19 protein-coding genes are annotated in these 18,467 nt (G+C 73.4%); 11 read left to right on the top strand and 8 right to left on the bottom strand.

The window, feature by feature from the left end; genetic code table 11:
- Positions 1–83 precede the first annotated feature (83 nt).
- The 3 genes from GWK15_RS21090 to GWK15_RS21080 form a co-directional block, all read right to left on the bottom strand.
- Entirely contained in the window at positions 84–689 is a 606-nt protein-coding gene (locus tag GWK15_RS21090; RefSeq protein ID WP_168043369.1) for a hypothetical protein, read from the bottom strand.
- A gap of 92 nt (positions 690–781) precedes the next feature.
- Positions 782–3,280: an ABC transporter permease gene (locus tag GWK15_RS21085; RefSeq protein WP_168043368.1), complete on the bottom strand. Its 2,499-nt coding sequence runs from the start codon at positions 3,278–3,280 to the stop codon at positions 782–784.
- Between the two features lies 1 nt (position 3,281).
- Positions 3,282–4,010: an ABC transporter ATP-binding protein gene (locus GWK15_RS21080; RefSeq protein WP_168043367.1), complete on the bottom strand. Its 729-nt coding sequence runs from the start codon at positions 4,008–4,010 to the stop codon at positions 3,282–3,284.
- 76 nt (positions 4,011–4,086) lie between these two features.
- On the opposite strand from GWK15_RS21080, the gene GWK15_RS21075 reads away from it, so the two are divergent.
- From GWK15_RS21075 to GWK15_RS21045, 7 genes are all read left to right on the top strand, one after another.
- Complete coding sequence (locus GWK15_RS21075) at positions 4,087–4,689, top strand: arylesterase (protein ID WP_456306869.1); 603 nt, start codon at positions 4,087–4,089, stop codon at positions 4,687–4,689.
- A 45-nt stretch (positions 4,690–4,734) separates the two neighbouring features.
- Entirely contained in the window at positions 4,735–5,286 is a 552-nt protein-coding gene (gene thpR / locus GWK15_RS21070; RefSeq protein WP_209442336.1) for an RNA 2',3'-cyclic phosphodiesterase, read from the top strand.
- 74 nt (positions 5,287–5,360) lie between these two features.
- Positions 5,361–5,735, top strand: coding sequence for a DUF2946 family protein (locus tag GWK15_RS21065; protein ID WP_168043365.1), 375 nt, complete (start codon positions 5,361–5,363; stop codon positions 5,733–5,735).
- Between the two features lie 54 nt (positions 5,736–5,789).
- Positions 5,790–6,251 (top strand): copper chaperone PCu(A)C, encoded by a 462-nt coding sequence (locus GWK15_RS21060; RefSeq protein ID WP_168043364.1) that lies wholly within the window; start codon positions 5,790–5,792, stop codon positions 6,249–6,251.
- Positions 6,252–6,266: 15 nt separating this feature from the next.
- Positions 6,267–7,382: an ABC transporter substrate-binding protein gene (locus GWK15_RS21055; protein WP_168043363.1), complete on the top strand. Its 1,116-nt coding sequence runs from the start codon at positions 6,267–6,269 to the stop codon at positions 7,380–7,382.
- Positions 7,370–8,410: a FecCD family ABC transporter permease gene (locus GWK15_RS21050; protein WP_168043362.1), complete on the top strand. Its 1,041-nt coding sequence runs from the start codon at positions 7,370–7,372 to the stop codon at positions 8,408–8,410. Before GWK15_RS21055 ends, GWK15_RS21050 begins: the two co-directional genes overlap by 13 nt.
- A gap of 8 nt (positions 8,411–8,418) precedes the next feature.
- Positions 8,419–9,168, top strand: coding sequence for an ABC transporter ATP-binding protein (locus GWK15_RS21045; RefSeq protein WP_168043361.1), 750 nt, complete (start codon positions 8,419–8,421; stop codon positions 9,166–9,168).
- A gap of 6 nt (positions 9,169–9,174) precedes the next feature.
- Here the strand turns inward: GWK15_RS21045 and GWK15_RS21040 are convergent, their stop codons facing one another.
- From GWK15_RS21040 to GWK15_RS21030, 3 genes are read right to left on the bottom strand one after another with little or no spacing between them, the layout of a single operon-like run.
- Positions 9,175–10,026, bottom strand: a complete 852-nt coding sequence (locus tag GWK15_RS21040) for a MipA/OmpV family protein (RefSeq protein WP_168043360.1) — start codon at positions 10,024–10,026, stop codon at positions 9,175–9,177.
- Positions 10,023–10,670 (bottom strand): class I SAM-dependent methyltransferase, encoded by a 648-nt coding sequence (locus GWK15_RS21035; RefSeq protein WP_168043359.1) that lies wholly within the window; start codon positions 10,668–10,670, stop codon positions 10,023–10,025. The genes GWK15_RS21040 and GWK15_RS21035 overlap by 4 nt, the downstream gene beginning before the upstream one ends.
- A gap of 6 nt (positions 10,671–10,676) precedes the next feature.
- Entirely contained in the window at positions 10,677–11,855 is a 1,179-nt protein-coding gene (locus tag GWK15_RS21030; protein WP_168043358.1) for an enolase C-terminal domain-like protein, read from the bottom strand.
- 85 nt (positions 11,856–11,940) lie between these two features.
- Here GWK15_RS21030 and GWK15_RS21025 point away from each other — a divergent pair, with 85 nt between their 5' ends.
- Positions 11,941–12,519, top strand: a complete 579-nt coding sequence (locus GWK15_RS21025; RefSeq protein WP_245211800.1) for a chlorite dismutase family protein — start codon at positions 11,941–11,943, stop codon at positions 12,517–12,519.
- A 5-nt stretch (positions 12,520–12,524) separates the two neighbouring features.
- Here the strand turns inward: GWK15_RS21025 and GWK15_RS21020 are convergent, their stop codons facing one another.
- Positions 12,525–13,697, bottom strand: a complete 1,173-nt coding sequence (locus GWK15_RS21020) for a CaiB/BaiF CoA transferase family protein (RefSeq protein ID WP_168043357.1) — start codon at positions 13,695–13,697, stop codon at positions 12,525–12,527.
- A 122-nt stretch (positions 13,698–13,819) separates the two neighbouring features.
- On the opposite strand from GWK15_RS21020, the gene GWK15_RS21015 reads away from it, so the two are divergent.
- Positions 13,820–14,602: an enoyl-CoA hydratase/isomerase family protein gene (locus GWK15_RS21015; protein WP_168043356.1), complete on the top strand. Its 783-nt coding sequence runs from the start codon at positions 13,820–13,822 to the stop codon at positions 14,600–14,602.
- A 56-nt stretch (positions 14,603–14,658) separates the two neighbouring features.
- Entirely contained in the window at positions 14,659–15,636 is a 978-nt protein-coding gene (locus GWK15_RS21010) for a Bug family tripartite tricarboxylate transporter substrate binding protein (RefSeq protein ID WP_168043355.1), read from the top strand.
- 4 nt (positions 15,637–15,640) lie between these two features.
- Here the strand turns inward: GWK15_RS21010 and GWK15_RS21005 are convergent, their stop codons facing one another.
- Positions 15,641–17,332, bottom strand: a complete 1,692-nt coding sequence (locus GWK15_RS21005) for a gamma-glutamyltransferase family protein (protein ID WP_168043354.1) — start codon at positions 17,330–17,332, stop codon at positions 15,641–15,643.
- Between the two features lie 73 nt (positions 17,333–17,405).
- Between GWK15_RS21005 and GWK15_RS21000 the strand changes: the two genes are divergently transcribed.
- Positions 17,406–18,374, top strand: a complete 969-nt coding sequence (locus GWK15_RS21000) for a Bug family tripartite tricarboxylate transporter substrate binding protein (RefSeq protein WP_168043353.1) — start codon at positions 17,406–17,408, stop codon at positions 18,372–18,374.
- Positions 18,375–18,467: the final 93 nt, after the last annotated feature.

Here is an 18,467-nt window from a genome sequence, read left to right as displayed (position 1 = left end):
GCCGATCAACGGGGGAACGCATCGCCCGCGAATCGGTGAAAGGCGGCGCGCCGGCCCCGGGCGGGACCGGCGCGCCGGACGCCTCAGCGCTCGGCCGGCTCGACCGAGAGGGCGGTCGCCTCGACGATCGCGACGTTCACGCGCTGGCCGGGACGCACCGTCCGGATGAACTCCTGCATCTGCGGGGAGCGGACGGCGACGGTCCGGCGCACGCCGCGCGAGGAGGTGAAGGTCACCGTGTTGGCGGTGGTGTCGACCGCGTTCACCGTGACGGTGTCGCGGACGGTCGTCACCACGGCGCCGGCGGGGCGCTGGCCCTGCGGCGCGCGGGCGGCGGCCACGTCGGCCTCGGCCGGCAGCTCGGTGCCGCGCGGGGTCAGCTGGACGGCCACGGCTTCCTCGAACCGGATGCGCACGCGGTTGCCGCGGCGGATCTGGGCGAAGTTCTGGACCTCGGGACCGGCCACGAGGGTGATCGTGCGGTTTTCCGGGGTCAGGATGGTCACCTGCCGCGTGCGGGCGTTCACGGCGCGAACCACGCCGACGGCCTCCTTCGCGGTGGAGACGACGGTCGGCGCCGGCGGCGTCACCGGCTGCGGGGGCGGCGTCTCGGCGCAGGCGACGAGGCCCAGCAGCGGAAGGGCGACGATCGCGGCCAGCGAGCGGCGCGAACGGGGGGTGTGCGACATGGCAGATCCTCGATGGAAGTCCTCGGCCTCTTAGCCAGGACGGCGCGGACCTTACAGGATGCGGCGGGCGCGCCGTAAGGGCCTGATTTCGCCTATTCGTTGCGCAGGAAGGGGGCCGGGCGGGCCCGCAGCGCCAGCGCCGTGCCGGCATAGCCGAAGGCCAGCGTGAGCGCCGTGCAGGCCAGCACCACCAAGGCGAGCGTGCCCGGCAGGAAGGCCCAGTCCGCCCGCATGACGTAGGTCACGACGCCCCAGGAGGCGAGGGTGCCGATCGCTGCCGCGATCACCCCCGCCGTGGCGCCGAGCAGGCCGAACTCGACCAGGAAGGCGCGGCGGATCTGCGCCCGCGTCGCGCCCACGGTCTTGAGCACCACGGCATCGCGCACCCGGCGCCGCTGCCCGGCTGCCACCGCGCCCGCGAGCACCAGCGCGCCGGCGGCGAGCGTGAGGCCCGCCGTCGCCGACAGCGCCGTCCCGATGCGTTCCAGCAGCCCGGCCACCGCTTCCAGCGCATCGCGCACGCGGATGCCCGAGACGTTCGGGAAGGCCTCGCTGATCGTGCGCAGCACCGCGCCCTCGCGCGCCGGATCGGCGCGCACGGTGGCGATGTGCGTATGCGGCGCGGCCTCGAGCAGCCCCGGCGAGGCGACGAAGACGAAGTTGATGCCGAGCCCGCGCCATTCGATGTCGCGCAGGTTCGAGATTCGCATGACGATGTCGCGGCCGAGGACGTTGAGCGTCACCGTGTCCCCGATGCCGATGCCCCAGCCGCGGGCGAGCGCCGCGTCGAAGGAGATCAGCGTCTCCCCGCTGTAGTCGGCGGGCCACCACTGGCCGGCGACAATGCGCGTGCCCTCCGGCGGGGTGGCGGCATAGGTCAGGCCCCGGTCGCCGCGCAGGGCCCAGGCGGTCTCGGGCGTCGGCGTGACCTGTTCCGCGGGCACGCCGTTCACCGCGACAACGCGGGCGCGCAGCGAGGGGACGCGGCGGACCTCGGTGACGCTGGGCTGGGCGGCGGCGAGGCGGTCGAACTCCGCCGCCTGGGTCGACTGGATGTCGATGAAGTAGAAGTTCGGCGCCGCCTCGGGCAGTTGCTCCGCGATCTGGCGGCGCAGATTGCCCTCGATCAGCGCCACGGCGGCGAGCGTCGTCAGCCCGATGCCGAGCGAGACCAGGATCAGCGAGGTCGGCGCGCCCGGGCGGTTGAGGTTGGCGAGGCCGAGCCGCAGCGCCGGCTGCCGCACGCCGCGGAAGCGCCCGGCCAGCGCGATCAGCGCCTGCGCCCCGATGCGGAAGACGATCAGCGTCGCGATGGCGCCGGCGACGAAGAAGATCGCGAAGAAGCGGTTTTCCGCCGTGCCGACGATCAGCGCCGCGAGGGCCGCCGCCGCCGCCGCCGTCGCCGCGATCAGCGCCGCGCGCGGCCGCGCGCCGGAGGGCTGGATCGCATCGCGGAACAGCGCTGCGCCGGGGATTTCCATCGCCCGGCCGAGCGGCCAGAGCGCGAAGGCGAGCGCCGTCAGCAACCCGTACAGCGCCGCGAGCAGCAGCGGTTCCGGATAGAGCCCGATCCGCGGCGGCACCGGCAGCGCATCGGCCAGCGCCGCCGCGCCGATCGCCGTCAGGCCGAAGCCCGCGGCGAGGCCGATGACGATGCCCGCGGCCGCGAGGGCCAGCACCTGCACCAGGTAGGTCGTGAAGATGACGCCCGGCGAGGCGCCGAGGCAGCGCAGCGTCGCGATTGTCCGCGCCCGCTGGTCGAGCCAGGCGCGCACGCCGGTCGCGACGCCGATCCCGCCCACCAGCAGCGCGGTGAGGCTCGCGAGGGTGAGGAAGAAGGCGGCGCGGTCGACGAAGCGGTTGACGCCCGGCGCCGCCGCGTCGGCGGTCCGGATGCGCCAGCCATTCTGCGGGAAGGCCTCGCGGAAGGCGGCGACGAAGGACTGGGCGGTGGTGCCGGGGGGCAGCGCCACGCGGTATTCCCAGGTCACCAGGCTGCCCGGCTGCACCAGGGCCGTGGCCTCGAGGTTCGCCATCGGGATCATCGCGCGCGGGCCGAGGATGGCCGGGCTCGCGACCTTGTCGGGTTCGGTGCGGATCGCCCCGCGCAGCGTGAAGCGCGCATCGCCCAGCCGGATCGTCGCGCCCGGCGAAACGCCGAGCCGGTCCATCACCACGCGCTCGACGGCGACCTCGCCGGGTGTGAGCGGGCCGGGCGGGTCGAGGACCAGCTCGCCGAACAGCGGATAGGCGCTGTCCACGGCCTTCATCTCGACCAGGGTGCGCTCGCCGTCGGGCGCGACCGCCATGGCGCGCATCTGGGTGAGCAGGGACAGCCGCGCGCTGTGGGCGGTCAGCCACTCCACCGCCGCTTCGGGCAGCGGGCCCTGCTGGGAGGCGACCTCGACCTCCCCGCCCAGGATGCGCGCGCCGTCGGCGCGCAATCCTTCCGCGATGCCCGCGCGCAGCGTGCCCACCGCGGTGATGGCCGCGACGCCGAGGGCAAGGCAGGCGAGGACGATGCGCAGCCCCTTCACGCCGCCGCGCAGGTCCCGCCGCGCGAAGCGCAGCGCGAGCGAAAGCGTCGTCATCTCAGCGCGGGCCGTCGGCGACGATGCGCCCATCCTCGATCCGCACCTGGCGTTCGCAGCGCTCGGCGAGCAGCGGATCGTGGGTGATCAGCAGCAGCGTGGTGCCGAAGCGCTCGCGCAGGCCGAACAGCAGATCCATGACATGCCCGCCGGTGCCGCGGTCGAGGTTGCCGGTCGGCTCGTCCGCCAGCAGCAGCTGCGGCTCGGCGACGAAGGCACGGGCGAGGGCCACGCGCTGCTGCTCACCGCCCGAGAGCTGGCCGGGATAATGCGTCAGGCGATGGCCGAGGCCGACGCTCTTGAGCACCTCCTCCGCGCGGTCGAAGGCGTCGGCGCGGCCGGAGAATTCGAGCGGCACGGCGACGTTCTCGATCGCCGTCATCGTCGGGACCAGGTGGAAGGCCTGGAAGACGATGCCGACGTGTTCGCGCCGGAAGCGCGCCAGCGCATCCTCGCCCATGCGCGCGAGGTCGTGCCCCGCGACGCTGAGCGTGCCCGTGGTCGGCCGGTCGAGCCCGGCGAGCAGCATGAGCAGCGAGGTCTTGCCCGAGCCCGAGGGACCGATGATGCCGACCGCCTCGCCGGCGCCGACGGTCAGGTCGACGCCGCGCAGGATATTGATCTCGCCGGCCTGGGACCTCACCTGGAAGCCGAGGCCGTGGGCCGCGATGAGCGGCACGGCGGCACGATCCCCGGCGGGCTTCCGGGCGAGGTTCGGAAGGGTGTCCATGTCGTTTCGGTTACTCCGGCGATTGGCCCGATATGGGCGCCGGCGCGCGATCCGCCAACTTGCCGCCTGTATCGTTGTGTTGCCGGCCCTCGCCGCGCTGCCCGCCGAGGCGCGCGAGATCCGCATCATGATGCTCGGCGATTCGATCACCGCGGGCTACGGGCTGCCGCGCGGCGAGGCGCTGCCGGTGCGGCTCGAGGCCGCGCTGCGCGCGAAGGGCCTCGATGTCCGCATCATCGATGCCGGCGTGTCGGGCGACACCACGGCGGGCGGGCGGGCGCGGCTCGACTGGGCATTGGCCGACCGGCCGCAGGCGGTGATCGTCGCGCTGGGCGGCAATGACGGGCTGCGCGGCATCGAGCCGCGGGCGAGCGAGGCGAACCTCGCGGCCATCCTCGATGCGCTGAAGGCGCGGGGGCTGCCGGCGATGCTCGCGGGGATGCTGGCGCCGCCGAACCTCGGCGCCGATTACGGGCGGGACTTCGCCGGAACCTTCGCGCGGCTCGCCGCCGCGCGGCCGGAGGTGGTCTTCTACCCCTTCCTGCTCGACGGGGTGGCGGGGGAACCGGCGCTCAACCAGCCCGACAGGATTCACCCGAATGAGGCTGGCGTTGCGGAACTCGTCCGTCGCATGCTGCCGGCGGTCGAGTCGCTCCTCGCCCGGATTCCGGCGGGGTGACGCGCCCGGCGCGCCCGCGCGCCGTGTCACGGAAGGGGGCCCCGCATGCTGCGCCTGTTCGTCGCCCTGGCCCTTCCCGACGAGGTCTGCTCCAGCCTGGCGGGGCTGGCCGGCGGCATCCCGGGCGCGAAATGGGTGCCGTCCGCGAACTACCACCTGACGCTGCGCTTCATCGGCGAGATCGAGAACTGGCGCGCGCAGGAGGTCGACGACGCGCTGGCGGGCATCCGGGGTGCGGCCTTCGACCTGTCGCTCCATGGCCTCGGCACCTTCGAGAAGGCGGGGCGGATCCATTCGCTCTGGGTGGGCGCGGAACGCAACCCGGCGCTGACCCACCTGCAGGGCAAGGTGGAGACGGCGTTGCAGCGCGTCGGCCTGCCGCCCGAGCGCAAGCGCTTTTCCCCGCATGTCACCATCGCGCGCACCGACCGGGCGCCACCGGAAAAGGTGATCGCCTATGTCCAGGCGCATAACTTGTTCCGCGTCGCGCCCGTGCGGGTGGAGTGCTTCACGCTGTTCTCCTCGCGGCTCGGCAAGGAGGCGTCCGTCTACACGCCGGAGGTCGAGTACGACCTGCAGGCGCGGGCCGCGGCCTGACCGCGGGGGCGACGGCCCCCGATCGTGACGCCTGCGTGCTTGCCACCATCCCGGCCGGGGGATAGGTGGGACCGGTGATCCGCCTGCCCCGCTTCCTGTCGCGCCTGGTGGCCATGGCCCTGCTCGTGCAGGCCGTGCTGGCGCCGGCGCATTGCCTCGCGATGGCGGCCACGCCCTCGGGCCTCGCGGCGGTGATCTGCTCGGCGGACGGCACGCGCACCATCCATGTCGGACCCGACGGGCAGGAGATGCCGGCGCATGACAGCGGCAGCGGCGCCTGCCTCGCCTGTCCGGCGCTGCCGCAGGCCGCGGCCCTGGTGCCGCCCGCCGTGCCCACGCCCGCCTGGGTCAGCGCGCCCATCGCCTGGCACGCCCTGGCGGCCGAAGCCCTGCCGCCCGCCGCCCGCGCACCGCCCTTCGCACCGCGAGCACCGCCCGCCTTCGGTTGACGCCTCCGCGCCGCCCGGCGCGTTCCCGCACGTCATTCCGAAGGACAGACTTCCATGCTTCGTCGTTCCCTGCTCGCGGCCGTGGCCGCTGTCGCCGCCCTGCCCGCCGCCGCCCACGACTACACCGCCGGCGACATCGCCATCGGCCATCCCTGGTCCCGCGCCGCCGGCGCCAATGCCACGGGCGCCGGCTTCCTGACCCTGCGCAACACCGGCACCCAGCCGGACCGGCTGGTCTCGGCCTCCGCGTCCGTCGCGCGCGCGGTCGAACTGCATACCCATGTCCGCGACGGCGACGTCATGCGCATGCGCCCGGTCGACGCCATCCCCGTCGCGCCCGGCCAGACGGTCGAACTCCGCCCCGGCGGCTTCCACATCATGCTGATCGGGCTGAAGGAGCCGCTGGTGCAGGGCACGCGCGTGCCGCTGACGCTGCGCTTCGAACGCGCCGGCGAGGTGCGGGTCGAGCTCGCCGTCGAGGCCGCGGGCGCCCGCGGCGCCGCGCACCACCACTGAGCGCGGCGCGCCGCCATGACCGGACCCTTCGGCCGGCGGGCCCTGCTCGCCGGGGCTGCGCTGCTGCCTGCCGCACCAGCGCTGGCCACGACCCGCACCCTCACCGACGCCCTGGGGCGGGAGGTGGTGGTGAAGACCCGCCCCGAGCGGGTGGTGACCTGCTTCAACTACGAGGAGTTCACCGCCATCGCCGGGCCCGACGGATGGTCCCGCGTGGTCGGCATGAACCGCATCGTGTGGGAGGGCTGGCGCCCGGCCATCTTCTCCCGCTACCGGGCGGTGATCCCGGCGCTCGCGACGCTGCCCGACGTCGGCAACACCGATGAGGGCACCTTCGCCGCCGAGAAGGTGATCGGGCTGCGCCCCGACCTCATCATGATGCCCGCCTGGACCTGGGCGGCGGCGGAGACGGCGCGCAACCAGATCGCCGCCGCCGGCATCCCGATCCTGGTCTTCGACTACAACGCGCAGACGCTCGAGCGGCATGTCGCCTCCACGCGCGCCATCGGCGCCGCGATGGGCACGCCGGAGCGCGCGGAGGCGCTCGCCGACCGCTACCGGCGCAACGTGGAGGACATCCTCGGCCGCGCCGCGCGCGCCTCGGGCGGGGTGAAGCCGCGGGCCTATATCGAACTGGGCCAGGGCGGGGCCGAGGTGGTCGGCAACAGCTACGCGCCGGTCACCATGTGGGGGCGCATCTTCGAACTGCTCGGCGCCGTCAACATCGCCGCCGGGCGCATCCCCGGCAATTTCGGGCCGATCGCGGCGGAGGCGGTGCTCGCCTCCGACCCGCAATTCGTCTTCATCGGCGCGTCCTCCTGGGCGAACCGGCCGCGCGCGGTGCGCACCGGCTACGACGTGCCGCCAGAGGCGACGCGGGCGAGCCTCGCGCCCTACGCGCAGCGGCCAGGCTGGGCGGGACTCAGCGCGATCCGGGCGGGCGAGCTGCACGCGATCGAGCACGGGCTGTGCCGCACGCTGTTTGACGACACGGCCATGCTCTACATGGCGAAGCGCTTCTGGCCGGGTGCCTTCGAGGGCGACGACCCGGTCGCGGCGCTGGCCGACTACCACGCCCGCTTCCTGCCGGTGGCCTTCTCGGGCACCTGGATGCTGCCATGGAGAGCCTAGCGCCGGAGGCGGCCTGGCGCCGGCTGTCCGCGCGGCGCGCGGCGGGGCTGGTCGCCGGGGTCGCGGTGCTGGCGCTGTGCGTGACGCTCGACGTGGCGACGGGGCCGGCGATGCTGGCGCCGGCGACCGTCGCGCACTCGCTGCTCGGGCTCGCGGCCGATCCGATGGTGGATGCGATCGTCTGGGCGATCCGCTTGCCGGTCGCGCTGATGGCGGTGGCTGTCGGCGCGGCGCTCGGCGTCACCGGGGCGGTGATGCAGACGGTGCTGAACAACCCGCTGGCGTCGTCCTACACGGTCGGCATCTCGGCCGGGGCGGGGTTCGGGGCGGCGCTGGTGATCGTGCTCGGCGCCGGGCTGCCGGTCGCCGAGGCCTATGCGGTGCCGGTCTCGGCCTTCGTCTTCGCCGCCCTTGCCTGCGCCTGCGTCTGGCTGCTCGGCGGGCTGCGCGGGGCGACGGCGGAAACGCTGGTGCTCGCGGGCATCGCGCTGATGTTCCTGTTCCAGGCGCTGCTCGCGCTGCTGCAGTTCATGGCCTCGCCCGAGGCGCTGCAGCAGATCGTCTTCTGGCTGTTCGGCAGCCTGCAGCGCGCGACCTGGGCGAAGCTCGGCGTCGTCGTCGCGATCCTCGCCGCGGTGGCGCCGCTGCTGGCGCGCGACGCCTGGGCGCTGACGGCGCTGCGGCTGGGTGAGGATCGCGCGGCGGCGCTCGGCATCGGGCTGCGGGGGCTGCGGCTGCGGGCGCTGGCCGTGGTGGCGATCGCGACCGGGGCGGCGGTCGCCTTCGTCGGCACCATCGGCTTCATCGGCCTGGTGGCGCCGCATCTCGCGCGGATGCTGATGGGGGAGGACCAGCGCTGGCTGCTGCCGGGCGCCGCACTGGCGGGCGCGCTGCTGCTCTCGGCCGCCTCGGTCGCGAGCAAGACGGTCGCGCCGGGCGCGGTGATCCCGATCGGCATCGTCACCGCGCTGGTCGGCGTGCCCTTCTTCGCCTGGCTGGTCGTCGCCTCGCGGCGGGCGCGGTGGTGAGGCCCGCCATGCAGGTCGTGCTGGACGGGCTCGAGGTGCGCTACGGCGCGCGCACCGCGGTGACCGGCGTGGGTCTCGCGGCGCGCGGGGGCGAGGTGCTGGCGCTGGTCGGGCCGAACGGGTCGGGCAAGTCCTCCCTGCTGCGCGCGGTGGCGGGGCTGCAGCGCCACGGCGGCAGCGTCGTCTTCGAGGGCGTGCCGCGCGGCGGCATTGGCTTCATGCCGCAGGACAGCGGCGCGCGGACGGGCCTCACCGTGCTCGAGACCGTGCTGCTCGGCCGGCATCGCGCGCTCGGCTGGCGGGTGCCGGCGGCGGAGGTGGCGCGCGCGGGGGATGTGCTGCGCAGCCTCGGCATCGCGCATCTCGCCGCGCGGCCCATCGGGGAGTTGAGCGGCGGGCAGCGGCAGATGGTCTTCCTCGCGCAGGTGCTGGCGGCGGAACCCGCGGTGCTGCTGCTGGACGAGCCGACCAGCGCGCTCGACATCCGTCATGCGCTGCAATTGCTGGCGCTGGTGCGCGACCTGACGCGCGCGCGGGGCCTGGTGACGGTGGTGGCGATCCACGACCTCAACGCCGCTGCGCGCTTCGCCGACCGGATGGCGCTGCTGCGGGACGGGCGGCTGATGGCCGCGGGGCCGCCGGATGCGGTGCTGACCGAAGCCACCATCGCCGAGGTCTATCGCGTCGCGGCGCATGTCCATGTCGCGCCGGACGGGCATGTCGCGATCTCGCCCAGCCGCGCGCTGGCGGACCGCTAGGACGGATCAGTCGAAGGGCTGGGCCGAGACGTCCACGCGCGCTTCCGACCGCCACAGTGAGATCGCGAAGCCCGCGGCGACGGAGAAGTTCCACTCGCTCTTGAACAGCGGGCTGTCGGCGTTCGCCGCGCCGGAGAAGTTCTCGATCCGGCCGCCGGCGACGATCGAGATGCGCTCGCTGAGCGGCAGGCGATAGGAGACCGAGACGCGCGACCCGACATAGCCGGCCCGCGCATTATAGGCCGCGCGGCCGGGCTGCGCGTATTGCGGGTCCACCTGGTAGAAATACTCGGTGTAGCGGTCGGTGCCGAACAGCACGCCGGCCGAGAGCCTCAGCCGCGCGAAGGGCGAGAGGAAGTGGACGTGCTCGTAGGCGATGTCGGGCGCGAAGGTGAAGCCGCGGAAGGAGACCGAGGACCAGTCGGTCGAGAACACCGCCCGGACCGGCGTGTCGATCAGGATGCGCCGGGGCTCCGCGGGATCGTCGCCGCGCCACAGCGTGTAGCGCAGGTTCGGCCCGATCTCCCCCAGCCAGTCGAGGTCGGGCATGCCCTGGCGCGCCGTGATGTCGTTCGAGCTCGCATTGAAGCCGCCCGAGGCGCTGACCGAGATCTCGATGTCGTCCGCGAGGCGCGTGCGGGCGCGCAGCCCGCCCTCATCGGCGCGGAACAGATCGCCGCGATAGATCAGGTAGGGGATGGCGAGGCCGCGCCAGTGGTTCTGGTTGGAGGCCGGATAGGCCGGCGTCCAGCCGCCGCCGCCGGCGATGCCGACCTCGAAGACCGGCAATTGCTGCGCGGTGGCGGGAAACGCGGCGAGGAGCGGCGCGAGGAGGGGGAGGAGCCGGCGGAGGATCATCGTTGCGCGACTAGAAGCACATTCGGCAGGGGCGTGCCAGCCCAGCAGGGCGCGACGGCGACCGCATAGCCCGCGGATTCGAGCGGCGCGGCGATCTCCCGCAGGGGCCGAGGCGCGACGGCGCCGCGCAGGCCGAGGTCGCCGCCGAGGACTCGGCGGGCGCGTTCCATTGCGAAGCCGAGGCTGCTGCGCCAGCCCCGTTCCGGGTCGAAGGCGCGGATCAGGACGCGGGCCGGGCCGGCGGCGGCGATGCGCGCGAGCAGCGTGTCCTGCGCGGGCGGGGGCAGTTGCAGCAGGACGTCGATCAGCATCAGCGTGTCGCAGGGCGCGATCGGCACGGTGGCGACGTCGGCGACGTCGAAGCGCGCGGGCAGATCGCCGGCCGCGGCCTGTGCGGCAGCGATCTTGCCGGCGTCGAGGTCGAGGCCGGTGACGCGGTCCGCCCTGCCCGACAGCAGCAGCGCGAGCGCCAGCTGCCCGCGGCCGCAGCCGAGGTCGAGGACGTGGCCGAGGCTCTGTGCCCCGCCCAGCGCGAGCAGCGCGGGCACCACCGGGTCCCCGCGCAGCTTGCCTCGGATGAAGCCGCGCGCGGTGCGCGAGGCGTCGCGATAGCGGTCGGCGACGACCGCCGCGAGGTCCGTCATCCCGCCTCAGAGATCCTTCAGCACCGCCCAGAGGTCGTTCTTCTTCTCGAAGCCGATGCCAGGCGCGTCCGGCATCCGGATGCGGCCGTCGACGACCGGCGTGTCGCTCGCGAAGCCGCCGAAGGGGGCGAAGACCTCGGGGTAGGATTCGTTGCCGCCGAGACCCAGGCCCACCGCGATGTTCAGCGCGAACTGGTGCCCGCCATGCGGCACGCAGCGGCGCGGCGACCAGCCATGGAGCTGCAGCATCTCGAGCGTGCGGAGGTATTCCACCAGGCCGTAGGACAGCGCCGGGTCGAACTGCAGGATGTCGCGGTCCGGCCGCAGCCCGCCATGGCGGATCAGGTTGCGCGCATCGAGCATGGAGAACAGGTTCTCGCCGGTCGCGAGCGGCGGGCCGTAGTGCTCGGCGAGCGTCGCATGCGTCGCGTAGTCGAGCGGGTCGAGCGGTTCCTCGTACCAGCGCAGCTTGAACGGTTCGAGCGCCGCGCCGTAGGCCAGCGCCGCGTGCAGGCCGAAGCGCCCGTTCACGTCGACGGCAAGGCGCGAGCCGTCGCCGCCGAGCAGCTTCACCACCGCCTCGATGCGCGCGACATCCTCGCGCAGCGCATCCTTGATCGGCGTGCCGGGCGCGCCGCCGATCTTCATCTTCACCGTGGTGTAGCCGAGGCCGAGATAGCGCTTCATCTCCTCGACCAGCGCATCGACGCCCTTGCCGGGGTAGTAGTAGCCGCCGGCGGCGTAGACCCAGGCGCTGTCATCGGCCTCGCCGCCGCGGAAGCGGTCGGCCAGCAGGCGCCACAGCGGCTTGACCTCGATCTTCGCCGCGGCGTCCCACAGCGCCATGTCGAGCACGCCGACCGCGACCGACCGGTCGCCGTGCCCGCCCGGCTTCTCGTTCTTCATCATCGCGGCCCAGGCGCCGGCGACGTTCAGGCTGCCGTCGGCGGCGGTCAGCTCGGCCTCGGTGCAGGCCTCGAGGCGGGGGACGAAGCGTTCGGCGAGCAGGCCGGGCTGGGCGTAGCGGCCGTTCGAGTTGAAGCCGTAGCCGGTCGCACTCCTGCCCGCGCCGTCCTCGACCGTGATGGCGACGACGGAGGCCGTCATCTTCGAGAAATCGATATAGGCGTTGGCGATGGCGCTGCTGATGGGCACCACGCCCTGGCGGATGGAGGCGATGCGCATGGGCGGCTTCCCCGGATGATGGCGGCGCGGCTTCCTACAGGCGCGGACGGATCGGCGCAAACCCAGGCAAAGGAAAGGCTTGCGGATGCTGCAGCGCAGCATCTACCGTCCCCGCATGCCGCCGCCGCTGCCCATCGTCGTCACCGCCGGGGAGACCGGCCCCTGGCAGATCACGGCGATCCGCGCCGTGGCAGGCGAGGGCCTCGCCCCGGCCCGGCGGCTCGTCGTGGAGGAAGGCCAGGCGGCCGCCGCCCCGGGCGCCTGGCGGCTGCGCGGCGTGACGAGCCATCTCCGCTACACCGCCGAGGCGGAGCGCGATCGCCTCGCCTCGGTGCAGGAAGGCCTCGGCCGCCCGGCAGCGCTCCGCGCGGCGCTGATCCCGATCCGCAAATCCGAGGCGTGGTGGGCGCTCGCGCAGGATGCGCGGCGCGCCATCCTCGAGGAGAATTCGCGCCACATCGCGATCGGGCTCGACTACCTGCCGGCGGTGGCGCGGCGGCTGATCCACAGCCGCGACCTCGGCGAGCCCTTCGACTTCCTCACCTGGTTCGAATTCGCCCCCGAGCATGAAAGCGCATTCGATACGCTGCTCGCCCGGCTGCGCGCGACCGAGGAATGGCGTTACGTCGAGCGCGAGGTCGAGATCCGCCTCGCGCGCGACTGACGCGGTCAGACGGCCTTGGCCGCCTTCAGCGCTGCGATCTCCTCGGCGCTGAAGCCGAACTCGGCCAGCACTTCGTCCGTGTGCTGCCCGCGTTCCGGCGTCGGGTTCTTCGCGCAGTCCACGCCGGCGATCTGCATCGGCGCGCGCACCACGTTGAGCGCGCCGAGGCGCGGGTGCTGCACCGTCATCTCGAGCCCGAGATGCTTCACCTGCTCGTCGGCGAAGACCTGGTCCATGGAATAGACCGGGCCGCAGGGCACGCCTTCCCTGTTGAACTTCGCCACCCAGTTCGCGGAGGTATCGGTCTGCGTCACGCGCTCGATGATCGCGTTGACCTTCACCCGGTTCTGGCTGCGCAGCTTGTCGGTGGCGATGTCGGGGTCCTTCGCCTCCTCCTCGATGCCGAGGACCTTCACGATGCGGTCCCACATCACCTGGCCGCCGCCGGCGATGTTCATCACGCCGTCCGAGGTCTTGAACAGACCGGTCGGGATGGTGGTCGGATGGTCGTTGCCGGCCTGCTTCGGCACCTCGCGCTTCATGGTCCAGCGCGTGGCCTGGAAGTCCATCATCGCGACCATGGCCTCGAGCAGGGAGACATGCACCCAGCGACCCTTGCCCGTCACCTCGCGCTCCAGCAGGGCCACCATGATGCCGAGGGCGCAGTACAGGCCGGCCGTCAGGTCGGCGACGGGGATGCCCGCGCGCACCGGCCCCTGGCCCGGCAGGCCGGTCACCGACATCAGCCCGCCCATGCCCTGCGCGATCTGGTCGAAGCCAGGCCGCTTGGCATAGGGGCCGTCCTGCCCGAAGCCCGAGATCGACCCCAGCACGATGCGCGGATTGATCGCGGTGAGGCTGTCATAGTCGACGCCGAGGCGGGTCTTCACGTCGGGGCGGTAGTTCTCCACCACCACATCGGCCTTGGCGACCATGCGGCGGAAGGCGGCCACGCCCTCGGGCGACTTCAGGTTCAGCGTCATGCCGCGCTTGTTGCGGTGGACGTGCTGGAAGTCCGGCCCGTCGCGCTCGCCCCCCAGGCCCTTGCCGGTGTCGACCTCGTCCGTCGCCTCGATCTTGATCACGTTGGCGCCCCAGTCGGCGAGCTGGCGCACGCAGGTCGGCCCCGAGCGAACGCGGGTCAGGTCGAGCACGGTGAAGCGGGACAAGGGCATCATGGTCGGTGGTCCTCCGGTAGCGCTTCTGTTCGCATCGCGCGGGCGGATCGGCAAGACACCGGCTTGACGCCCCGGCCCATCCCGCTACGCCTTGCGGATCAAACACACCGGGACGGAGCGCCATGAGCGACGAGATCCTTCACGAGGTCCGCGAGGGCGGCATCGCCTGGACCACCTTCAACCGCCCGCAGGCGCGCAACGCCATGCTGTTCGGCATGTATGAGCGGCTGCAGAACCTGGCCGGCGAGATCAGCGCCGACCCGTCCATCCGCGTCTGGGTGCTGACCGGCGCCGGCGGGAAGGCTTTCGCCTCGGGCACCGACATCAGCCAGTTCCGCGAGTTCAAGACCGCCGAGGACGCGCTCAACTACGAAGCACGGATCGACAAGGTGCTCGGCGCGCTCGAGAACTGCACCAAGCCGGTCATCGCGGCCATCGCCGGCGCCTGCACCGGCGGGGGCCTGGGGATCGCGGGCTGCTGCGACATCCGCATCTGCGACCAGTCCGCGCGCTTCGGCCTGCCGATCGCGAAGACGCTGGGCAATATCCTCAACATGCACAACTTCGCGCGCTTCTACGCCCTGGTCGGGCCGGCGGCGATCGCGGAGATGATCATGACCTCGCGCCTGTTCAGCGCGGCGGAGGCGAAGCATATCGGCCTGGTGTCCGAGGTGCTGGAGACGCCTGACGCCGTCGCCGCGCGGGCGATGGAACTCGCCACCAGCATGAAGGACCTGGCGCCGCTGACGCTGAAGGCGACCAAGGAAGCCCTGCGCCGCCTGCGCAAGGCGACCAGCGACGTCGAGGGCGACGACCTGGTGACCATGTGCTTCACCTCCGCCGACTTCCAGGAAGGCGTGGACGCCTTCCTCAACAAGCGCGCGCCGAAGTTCCAGGGCAAGTAAGCCCGCCGCGGACGGCCCCGCAGAGGGCCGCCGCGCCAGCCGAGGAAGGAAACGCCATGACCATCACCATCGGCCGCCGCGCGCTCGGCGCGGCGGCGCTCGCGCCGCTGCTGCCCGCGCCGGCGCTCGCCCAGGCCTACCCGAACCGTCCCATCACCCTGCTGGTCGGCTTCGCGCCGGGCGGAGGGACGGACATCATCGCCCGCTTCCTCGCACCCGTGCTGCAGGAGGAATTCGGCCAGGCGATCGCGGTGGAGAACCGTCCCGGCGCCTCGGGCACGCTCGCGGTGCTGGCGATGTCCCGCGCGCGGCCGGACGGCTACACCATGCTGATGACGACGATCAGCGCCTCGGCCGTGGTGCCGCCGCTCATGACGCCGCCGCCCTTCGACATCCATCGCGACCAGACCGCCGTGGTCCACGCCGCGACGGTGCCGCTGGTCTGCGTCGTGCCGGCGAATTCGCCGTCCCGCACCCTGCCGGAACTGCTGGAACGTGCGCGGCAGAAGCCGGGGGACCTGAACTACTCCTCCTCGGGCGTCGCGACGCAGCAGCACCTGGCGGCGGAACTGCTCGCCTCGCAGGCGGGCGTGCGCATGACGCACGTGCCCTTCCGCGGCACGGGGCAGGCGGTGAACGAGATCCTCGCCGGGCGCATCGACCTCGCGATCGACACCTTCCCGACCTACCTGCCGCATATCCGGTCGGGCGCGGTCCGCGCGCTGGCGGTGACGATGCCCGAGCGCGTGGAATGGCTGCCGGAGACGCCGACGGTGGCGGAACTCGGCTTCCCCGGTTTCGACGCGGTGGTGTGGTACATGCTGATGGCCCCGCCCGGCATCCCGCAGCCGATCGCCGACCGCTGGGTCGCGGCCGTGAACAAGGCCTACCAGAACCAGGAATTGCGCCGGCGCATCGTCGATGCCGGCTTCCTGGTCGGCGGCGGCACGCAGCAGCAGGCGGCGGCGATGCTCCGCACCGATGCCGAACGCTATTCGGCGCTGGTGCGCAACGCGAACATCCGGCTGGACTGACGCCTCAGTCGCCCCGCGCCGCCCCGTCGCGGCGCGGGTCCGCGGCCCCTTCCAGGCCGCGCGCATCCCGGCGCAGCACCTGCAGGCCGGTATTCATTGTCGCTGGCCGCACCTCGTGCCCGAGCGCCTGCAGCGCGGGGACCAGCGCGACCGCCGGGGTGCCCTCCTCGACCTCCTGCGTGCCGGTCTGCGCCCCGATGCGCGGACGCGCGACCGCCTCGCCCGGCGAGCGGTTCCAGGCCAGCATCTCGATCACCGCCATCGCCACCGCGTCGATGATGCGTGCGCCGCCGCCGGCCCCCAGCACGATCTCCGGCGCCCCGTCGGGGCCGAAGACGATGGCCGGCGCCATGGTGGTCGCCGGCCGCTTGCCGCCCTGCATGCGGTTCTGCGCCGGCGCCTCTGGCGTGCCGGGGGCGGTGGCGAAGTTCGTCATGCCGTTGTTCAGCACGAACCCCGCGGCGACCAGGTCGGCGCCGAAGTTCAGGTTGTTGGTGGTGGTCATCGCGACGGCATTCCCCGCCGAGTCGATGACGGACAGGTGCGTGGTCGCCGCCTCCTGCAGCGGCGCGGCCTCGGGCGGCAGGGCGCCGCGGCGGCGCGGCGGGTCGCCTGGCGCGGCGCGGGCCAGGCTGCGATCCGGCGCGACCAGCGCGGCGCGGTCGGCGAGGTAGCCCGCATCCACCAGGCCTTCGGCCGGCACCGCCACGAAATCTGGATCGCCGAGCCAGCGGCGGCGGTCCGCGGTCGCCAGCCGGCTCGCCTCGAGGAAGAGATGCGCGGCGGCAGCACTCTCCGGCGCCTCCCGCGCGATGCCCAGGCGTTCGGCCACGATCACGGTCTGCAGCACGCCGACGCCGCCCGAGGCCGGCGGGGAGGAACTGCAGATCCGCCGCGCGAAGGCCGTCGCGCAGACCGGATCGCGTTCCCGCACGCGATAGGCGAGGAGGTCCTCGGCCGTCATCAGGCTGGGCACGGGCGGGACGACGGCGGATTCGAGCAGCGCGGCGCCGAGCGGCCCGCCATGGATCGCCGCCGGGCCGAGCCGCGCGAGGAGGCGCAGCGCCTCCGCCTGCGCCGGGTTGCGCAGCACTGCGCCGGCGGGCGGCGGTTCCCCGGCATCGTCCAGCACCAGCGCGCGCAAGGCGGGGCGCTGGCGCAGCGCGGCGGCGCGCTGGCGCACCACCTCGCGCAGATAGGGCGGGACGGGGAAGCCCTGCGTCGCCGCGGCGATGGCCGGTTCCATCAACTCGGCCCAGGGCAGGCGGCCGTGCCGCGCGTGCAGTTCGCCCGCCAGCGCGACGGCGCCCGGCACCGCCACGGCGCGGCCGCTGCGCGCGACCGTCGCCACGCCGAGCGTGCCGCCGTCCAGGTCGCGCACCAGCGTGTCGGTCACGCGGGCGGGTGCGGCGGCGATGCCGTCGAGATGCGTCAGCCGCCGGCCCGCCGCGTCCCAATGCAGCGCCACCGCGCCGCCGCCGAGGCCGCTCGCATGCGGTTCGACCACCGAGAGGACCATCTGCGCCGCGACCGCCGCATCCGCCGCCGTGCCGCCGTGGCGCAGCATGGTGAGGCCGGCCTCGGCGGCGAGCGGATGGGCGGCGACGACCATCTGACGGGTGGCGCGCGCGGGCGGTTCGGCCGCCACGGCCGGCAGGGCGGCGACGAGCACCGCGGCGAGGAGGAGGATGCGCATCCGGCGCAGGCTAGCGGCGCGACGGCCCGGCGCGAATGGCCTAGCATCGCCGCGACACCGGGAGACAGCGAACATGACGCCGAGCCGCCGAGCCCTGATCGCCACCGCCATCCTGGCCGCGCCGGCCGCCGCACGCGCGCAGGGCGGCTTCCCGAACCGGCCGATCCGCATGGTGGTGCCCTTCGCCGCCGGGGGGATCATCGACGTGGTGGCGCGCATCCTGGCCGAGCCGCTGTCGCAGCGCCTCGGCCAGCCGATCGTCATCGAGAACACGCCCGGCGCCGGCAGCACGATCGGGGCGCGTGCGGTGGCCCGCGCGCCGGCGGATGGCCACACGCTGCTGTTCAACGGCGCGGCGCATGCGGTGATCCCGGCGCTGTTCGCGGAGTCCGGCATCGATCCGGTGACGGATTTCGCTCCCGTCGCGCTGGTCGGCGAGCAGCCCTTCGTCGTCGCGGTGCACCCGGCGGTGCCGGCGAACGACGTGCCCGCGCTGCTCGCCTGGCTGCGATCGAAGCGCGGCGATGCGAATTTCGCGACGACCGGCATCGGCGCCGCGTCGCATCTCGCGGGCGAATTGCTGAAGAAGCTCGCCGGCGTCGACTTCACCATCGTGCAGTATCGCGGCACGCCCGCGGCGGTGACGGATTTCGTCGCCGGACGCGTCGACTTCATGATCGACAGCCAGACGCTGCTCGCGCCGATGATGCAGGACGGGCGGGCGCGGGGCCTCGCGGTGACGACGGCGCGGCGGTCGCGGATGCTGCCCGACCTGCCGACGCTGCAGGAAGCCGGCGTCGCGGGCTACGAGGCATCGTCCTGGCAGGCGATCTACGCGCCGATGGGCACGCCGCCGGCCATCCTGCAGCAACTCTCGGCGGCGACGCTCGCGGTGCTGGCCGATCCCGCCATCCAGCAGCGCTATGCCGAACGCGGCGTGGAACCGCGCGCGGGCGATGCCGCGGCGCTGCGCAACTTCCTGAAAGCCGAGATGGAGCGCTGGCTTCCGATCCTGCGCGCGACCGGTGCGCGGGCGGGCTGACGCCGATTGGATTTGCTTTCGGGTGCCGGAAGGCGCATAGGCTGTCGCGTCACCTCGTCCGGTCCGCCTCGGCGGACCTGCTCTCCGTGCCTT

The sequence above is a fragment of the Neoroseomonas oryzicola genome, assembly GCF_012163135.1.
In the GTDB taxonomy this organism is placed as follows: Bacteria; Pseudomonadota; Alphaproteobacteria; order Acetobacterales; family Acetobacteraceae; genus Neoroseomonas; species Neoroseomonas oryzicola.
Note: the sequence above shows the minus strand (reverse complement) of the source record. Positions and strands in the feature narration are given on the sequence as shown.

Bases quoted from the DNA above. Each gene is read 5' to 3' on its own strand.
- GWK15_RS21090 (WP_168043369.1), bottom strand. From the start codon at position 689: ATGTCGCACACCCCCCGTTCGCGCCGCTCGCTGGCCGCGATCGTCGCC.
- GWK15_RS21085 (WP_168043368.1), bottom strand. From the start codon at position 3,280: ATGACGACGCTTTCGCTCGCGCTGCGCTTCGCGCGGCGGGACCTGCGC.
- GWK15_RS21080 (WP_168043367.1), bottom strand. From the start codon at position 4,010: ATGGACACCCTTCCGAACCTCGCCCGGAAGCCCGCCGGGGATCGTGCC.
- thpR (WP_209442336.1), top strand. From the start codon at position 4,735: ATGCTGCGCCTGTTCGTCGCCCTGGCCCTTCCCGACGAGGTCTGCTCC.
- GWK15_RS21060 (WP_168043364.1), top strand. From the start codon at position 5,790: ATGCTTCGTCGTTCCCTGCTCGCGGCCGTGGCCGCTGTCGCCGCCCTG.
- GWK15_RS21055 (WP_168043363.1), top strand. From the start codon at position 6,267: ATGACCGGACCCTTCGGCCGGCGGGCCCTGCTCGCCGGGGCTGCGCTG.
- GWK15_RS21050 (WP_168043362.1), top strand. From the start codon at position 7,370: ATGGAGAGCCTAGCGCCGGAGGCGGCCTGGCGCCGGCTGTCCGCGCGG.
- GWK15_RS21045 (WP_168043361.1), top strand. From the start codon at position 8,419: ATGCAGGTCGTGCTGGACGGGCTCGAGGTGCGCTACGGCGCGCGCACC.
- GWK15_RS21040 (WP_168043360.1), bottom strand. From the start codon at position 10,026: ATGATCCTCCGCCGGCTCCTCCCCCTCCTCGCGCCGCTCCTCGCCGCG.
- GWK15_RS21035 (WP_168043359.1), bottom strand. From the start codon at position 10,670: ATGACGGACCTCGCGGCGGTCGTCGCCGACCGCTATCGCGACGCCTCG.
- GWK15_RS21030 (WP_168043358.1), bottom strand. From the start codon at position 11,855: ATGCGCATCGCCTCCATCCGCCAGGGCGTGGTGCCCATCAGCAGCGCC.
- GWK15_RS21025 (WP_245211800.1), top strand. From the start codon at position 11,941: ATGCTGCAGCGCAGCATCTACCGTCCCCGCATGCCGCCGCCGCTGCCC.
- GWK15_RS21020 (WP_168043357.1), bottom strand. From the start codon at position 13,697: ATGATGCCCTTGTCCCGCTTCACCGTGCTCGACCTGACCCGCGTTCGC.
- GWK15_RS21015 (WP_168043356.1), top strand. From the start codon at position 13,820: ATGAGCGACGAGATCCTTCACGAGGTCCGCGAGGGCGGCATCGCCTGG.
- GWK15_RS21010 (WP_168043355.1), top strand. From the start codon at position 14,659: ATGACCATCACCATCGGCCGCCGCGCGCTCGGCGCGGCGGCGCTCGCG.
- GWK15_RS21005 (WP_168043354.1), bottom strand. From the start codon at position 17,332: ATGCGCATCCTCCTCCTCGCCGCGGTGCTCGTCGCCGCCCTGCCGGCC.
- GWK15_RS21000 (WP_168043353.1), top strand. From the start codon at position 17,406: ATGACGCCGAGCCGCCGAGCCCTGATCGCCACCGCCATCCTGGCCGCG.